This window comes from Vannielia litorea (assembly GCF_018424695.1).
Classification (GTDB): domain Bacteria; phylum Pseudomonadota; class Alphaproteobacteria; order Rhodobacterales; family Rhodobacteraceae; genus Vannielia; species Vannielia litorea_A.
On sequence record NZ_QTNQ01000150.1, the window covers coordinates 1 to 4271 of the forward strand.

Genomic DNA, 4271 nt, shown 5'->3' on the forward strand with positions numbered 1-4271 from the left:
CGGCACCCCCGCCCCCGACTTCTCCCTGCCCGGCACCGATGGCCGCAGATGGTCCCTCTCGGAGGTGGCCGGCGAGAAGGGCACGCTCATCATCTTCATGTGCAACCACTGCCCCTATGTGAAAGGCATCATCGACCGGCTCATCGCCGATGCGCAAACCCTGCAAACGGCCGGCATCGGCGTGGCCGCGATCTGCGCCAACGACCCGCAGGCCCAGCCTGCCGACAGCTTCGAGAACATGGCGAAATGGGCCGAGGAAAAGGCCTTCCCCTTCCCGTACCTGCAAGACGAAAGCCAGGAAGTGGCCCAGGCCTATGGCGCCGTCTGCACCCCCGATTTCTTCGGCTACAACGCCTCCGGCGCGCTGCAATACCGCGGCCGCCTCGACGCCTTCGGCAAAAACGAGGCCCCTGCAGACGCACCCCGCGAGCTGGTCGAGGCCATGATGCAGGTCGCCGCCACCGGCAACGGGCCGGAAGAGCAGGCCCCGTCCATGGGCTGCACGATCAAGTGGAAGGCCGCCTGAGCACAGTCGCACGAGGCCATTCAGTGACCGCGCTATGAAGAAAGTTCTCACCTCCCGAAACTTTCCCAATCCCCGCTCCGTGTCTTCTCTCACAGGCCGTTCTCGCGGTGCCATGCTGGAGAGCGCCGCCCCGGTCTGTTGTATGAGTGTGAAGGGTAGAGGCGCTCGCAGTCGGCAAGGGCTGCGGGCGTCTCGCCATCTCCGGATCACGCTGTTAGGGTCGGCCTCATGGTGACGCCGGAAGATATCGAGGGGATGATTGCGCGCTGCGCTCTGGGCGACCGCTCTGCCTTTGCCGCCCTCTATCAGGCCACAAGCTCGAAACTTTTCGGCATCTGCCTCCGTATCCTCAAGGAGCGGTCTGAAGCCGAAGATGCCTTGCAGGAGGTCTACCTGCGGATCTGGCGCAAGGCCGAAAGCTACAAGGCCGGCGGGCCCTCGCCGATGGCCTGGCTATCGACGGTGGCGCGCAACCTCGCCATCGACCGGTTGCGGGCCAAGGCGCCCCCGGCGGATGAGCTGGACGATGCGCCCGAGCTGGTCGCCAAGGGGCCAACGCCCGAGCAATCGGCGGTGGCCGCGGGCGAGGCCGCCCGGATCGGCGCCTGCCTGGGCGAGCTGGAGCCAGAGCGTGCCGGTGCAGTGCGCGGCGCCTACCTTGAGGGCGCCACCTATGACGAGCTGGCAAACCGCTACAGCGTGCCGCTCAACACGATGAGAACATGGCTGCGCCGCAGCCTGATAAAACTGAAAGAATGCCTCGAAAGATGAGCGAGCAGGCCACATACGACGAAGACGACATCGCCGTGGCGGGCGAATACGTCCTGCGTCTGCTCTCCGCCGAGGAGGTGGCCACCTTCGAGGCCCGCCTCGCGGCGGAACCGGCCTTGCGCGATCTCGTCACCGACTGGCAGGAGGGCCTCGCGACCCTCGCCGACGAGGTGGCCGAGGCACCGCCCGCCGCGCTCTGGCCCCGGATCGAGGCCGCCGCGTTTGGCGAGGCGCCGCGCCGCGCCGGCATTTCGCCCTGGCGCTGGCTCGCCGGTGGTCTGGTGGCCGCGCTCATTGCCGTGGCGCTCTTCTTCGCCATTCCGCCCGGCCCGGTCACGCCGCCGACCCACCAGGCCCAGATCGCCGCCGAAGACGGCTCGCTGGTGGTGCAGGCCGCGCTCAGCCCCGAGGGCGAGCTGCACCTGATCCGCGAGCAGGGCGGTGCCCGCCCGGGCCGCGCCCTGGAACTCTGGCTCATTGCCGAGGGCGCCCCCGCGCCGGTCTCGCTCGGCGTTCTTCCCGAGGCCGAAGACGTGCGCATCGCGGTGCCCGAGGCGCTGCGCGCCAGCTTCACCGGCGGCACCCTCGCCATCTCCGACGAACCCCCCGGCGGCTCACCCACCGGCGCCCCCACAGGCGATGTTCTGGCCGCGGCCCCGGTTCAGACGCTGTAAAAGCTTCACCGAACTTTTCATTTTAATTCAGCCACTTGCGAAGATTTCACGCTTTCGTGTGAAACCAATCGCCAAGGCCCTCCGTAGCTCTCTGCATAATCCCCTCCACGAAGGACGGGGAGGTAATGACCAGGAGAGACACAGTAATGACTTTCGCAAAAACCCTCGCCACCACCGCCGCCGCCGCCCTCGTCGCCGGCTCCGCCTTTGCTGCCAACCCGATGGTCGGCGGCGCCGCGATGTACGAAGACAAGAACATCGTCGAAAACGCGGTGAACTCGGCGGATCACACCACGCTCGTCGCCGCCGTTCAGGCCGCCGGCCTCGTGGAAACCCTCTCGGGCGAGGGCCCCTTCACCGTCTTCGCGCCGACCAACGCAGCCTTCGAAGCGCTGCCCGCGGGCACCGTCGAAACCCTGCTGAAGCCCGAGAACAAGGACCAGCTCACCAAGGTGCTCACCTGCCACGTCGTGGCGGCTGACGTGATGGCCGCCGCCCTGTCCGAGATGATCATCGCCGACAATGGCAGCCATGAGATCAAGACCGTGGGCGGCTGCGTGTTCGAGGCCAAGCAGATGGGCACCGACATCGTCATCGAAGACGAGATGGGCGGCACCGCCAAGGTCACCATCGCCGACGTCGAGCAGTCCAACGGCGTGATCCACGTGGTCGACAGCGTGCTTCTGCCGAAGATGTAAGACACCGACCCATGGCCGAAAGCTCCCTAGCTCCCGGCCATGGCACGGCGTCTCCCCGCACCCATCACCGCGGGGAGGCGCCACCCTCTCACCACAAACCAAAGTTGATCCCATGAACCGCCGCAGCTTCCTCACCGCCCTGACCGCCGCCCTGCCCGTGGGCCTTGCGCTCAGCCCCCGCCTCCTCGCCGCCGCCGATGGAAAATTCGAGGTGACGCGGACCGAGGCCGAATGGCGCGCGATGCTGACCGAGACGGAATTTGCCGTCATGCGCGAAGAAGCCACCGAGCGTGCGGGCACGAGCCCGCTGAATGACGAGAAACGGGCGGGCACCTACACCTGCAAGGGCTGCAACCTGCCGCTCTATTCTTCCGAAACGAAATATGACAGCGGCACCGGCTGGCCCTCGTTCTACGCCGCCCTGCCCGGCGCCATCGGCACAAAGGAAGACCGCAAGCTGTTTTCCGTGCGCACCGAGTGCCACTGCCGCCGTTGCGGCTCCCACCTCGGCCACATCTTCGATGACGGGCCCGCACCCACAGGCAAGCGTCACTGCCTCAACGGCGTGAGCCTCACCTTCGTGCCCGCCTGATCCAAGGCCACAGAACGACCGGCCCGGCCCCTCCGTACGGGCCGCATTGCCCGCCCCACGTCATCCCTCGTCGGGGCGGGCACCCTTTTCGTGGCCCGCCGTGCGGCCCAAACCGCGCCCCAGCGCCGCACCCCACTTCCCTTCGCCGGCGCAAGCCTACATCCTGCCCGAAATGCTGCTGACCGCCGATGACATCCACAAGAGTTTTCCGCTCGCTTCCGGCGCGGCGCAGCCCGTGCTCACAGGCGTCTCCCTGTCCCTCGCTGCGGGCGAAACCCTTGCCCTGACGGGTGAAAGTGGCTCCGGCAAATCCACCCTGCTGCACCTGCTCGCCGGGCTCGACCGGCCAGACAGCGGCACCGTCACCCTTGCTGGCAACGCGCTGTCCGCCCTGCCCGATGCCGCCCGCGCGGAGGCCCGCCGCCGCCGGATCGGGCTGGTGTTTCAGCAGTTCAACCTCGTGCCCTCGCTCGACGTGGCCGCCAACCTCTCTTTCCAGGCCCGCCTCGCCGAGCGGCATGACGCCGCCTGGTGCGCCACCCTGGCCGACCGCCTCGGTCTCACGCCCCACCTCGGCGCCTGGCCCGAAACGCTCTCGGGCGGCCAGCAGCAGCGCCTCGCCATCGGGCGGGCGCTGGCGGCGAAACCCCCGCTGATCCTCGCCGATGAACCCACCGGCAACCTCGACGAGGAAAACGCCGAAACCGTGCTGTCGCTCATGCTGGAGCTCGCCGCGGAGACGGGCGCGGCGCTTGTCACGGTGACCCATTCGGCCAATGTCGCCGCCGCCATGTCGCGCCGCCTGCACCTGTCGCGGGGCAAACTGGCATGACCCGGCCCGCCTCCATTTCCGGAATGGCCGCAGCGCGGACACCGCGCCGAGGCGCCGCGCCGCGTCACTTCACGGCAAAACTCACCGTCCCGCCGATGTCCGGCGCCACCTCGCGCTCTCAGCCCGCACCCCGTCCCCCGCGAGGACGCCTCGAAGGGCGGACGAGCGGCCCCAGCCC

The 4271-nt window shown here is 68.2% G+C and carries 6 protein-coding genes; all 6 read left to right on the plus strand.

The features are described 5' to 3' along the window. Nucleotides 1-526, plus strand: a 526-nt coding sequence (locus tag DYI42_RS23235; RefSeq protein WP_213549406.1) for a thioredoxin family protein, incomplete at its 5' end; no start/stop codon positions are given. 228 nt (nucleotides 527-754) lie between these two features. Further along, nucleotides 755-1297, plus strand: a complete 543-nt coding sequence (locus DYI42_RS23240) for a sigma-70 family RNA polymerase sigma factor (RefSeq protein WP_213549407.1) — start codon at nucleotides 755-757, stop codon at nucleotides 1295-1297. Further along, nucleotides 1294-1971, plus strand: a complete 678-nt coding sequence (locus tag DYI42_RS23245) for an anti-sigma factor (RefSeq protein ID WP_213549409.1) — start codon at nucleotides 1294-1296, stop codon at nucleotides 1969-1971. Before DYI42_RS23240 ends, DYI42_RS23245 begins: the two co-directional genes overlap by 4 nt. Nucleotides 1972-2117: 146 nt before the next feature. Beyond that, on the plus strand, nucleotides 2118-2669 hold the full coding sequence (locus tag DYI42_RS23250) for a fasciclin domain-containing protein (protein ID WP_213549411.1): 552 nt from the start codon (nucleotides 2118-2120) through the stop codon (nucleotides 2667-2669). Between the two features lie 112 nt (nucleotides 2670-2781). Further along, a complete protein-coding gene (gene msrB / locus DYI42_RS23255; RefSeq protein ID WP_213549413.1) occupies nucleotides 2782-3261 on the plus strand; it encodes a peptide-methionine (R)-S-oxide reductase MsrB in 480 nt (159 codons plus the stop codon). 172 nt (nucleotides 3262-3433) lie between these two features. Then, the gene (locus tag DYI42_RS23260) at nucleotides 3434-4093 is read left to right on the plus strand and encodes an ABC transporter ATP-binding protein (protein WP_213549415.1); all 660 of its coding nucleotides are present in this window, start codon (nucleotides 3434-3436) and stop codon (nucleotides 4091-4093) included. Nucleotides 4094-4271: the final 178 nt, after the last annotated feature.

Excerpts from the sequence above, each read along its gene's own strand:
- DYI42_RS23240 (WP_213549407.1), top strand. The coding sequence starts at position 755 with ATGGTGACGCCGGAAGATATCGAGGGGATGATTGCGCGCTGCGCTCTG.
- DYI42_RS23245 (WP_213549409.1), top strand. The coding sequence starts at position 1,294 with ATGAGCGAGCAGGCCACATACGACGAAGACGACATCGCCGTGGCGGGC.
- DYI42_RS23250 (WP_213549411.1), top strand. The coding sequence starts at position 2,118 with ATGACTTTCGCAAAAACCCTCGCCACCACCGCCGCCGCCGCCCTCGTC.
- msrB (WP_213549413.1), top strand. The coding sequence starts at position 2,782 with ATGAACCGCCGCAGCTTCCTCACCGCCCTGACCGCCGCCCTGCCCGTG.
- DYI42_RS23260 (WP_213549415.1), top strand. The coding sequence starts at position 3,434 with ATGCTGCTGACCGCCGATGACATCCACAAGAGTTTTCCGCTCGCTTCC.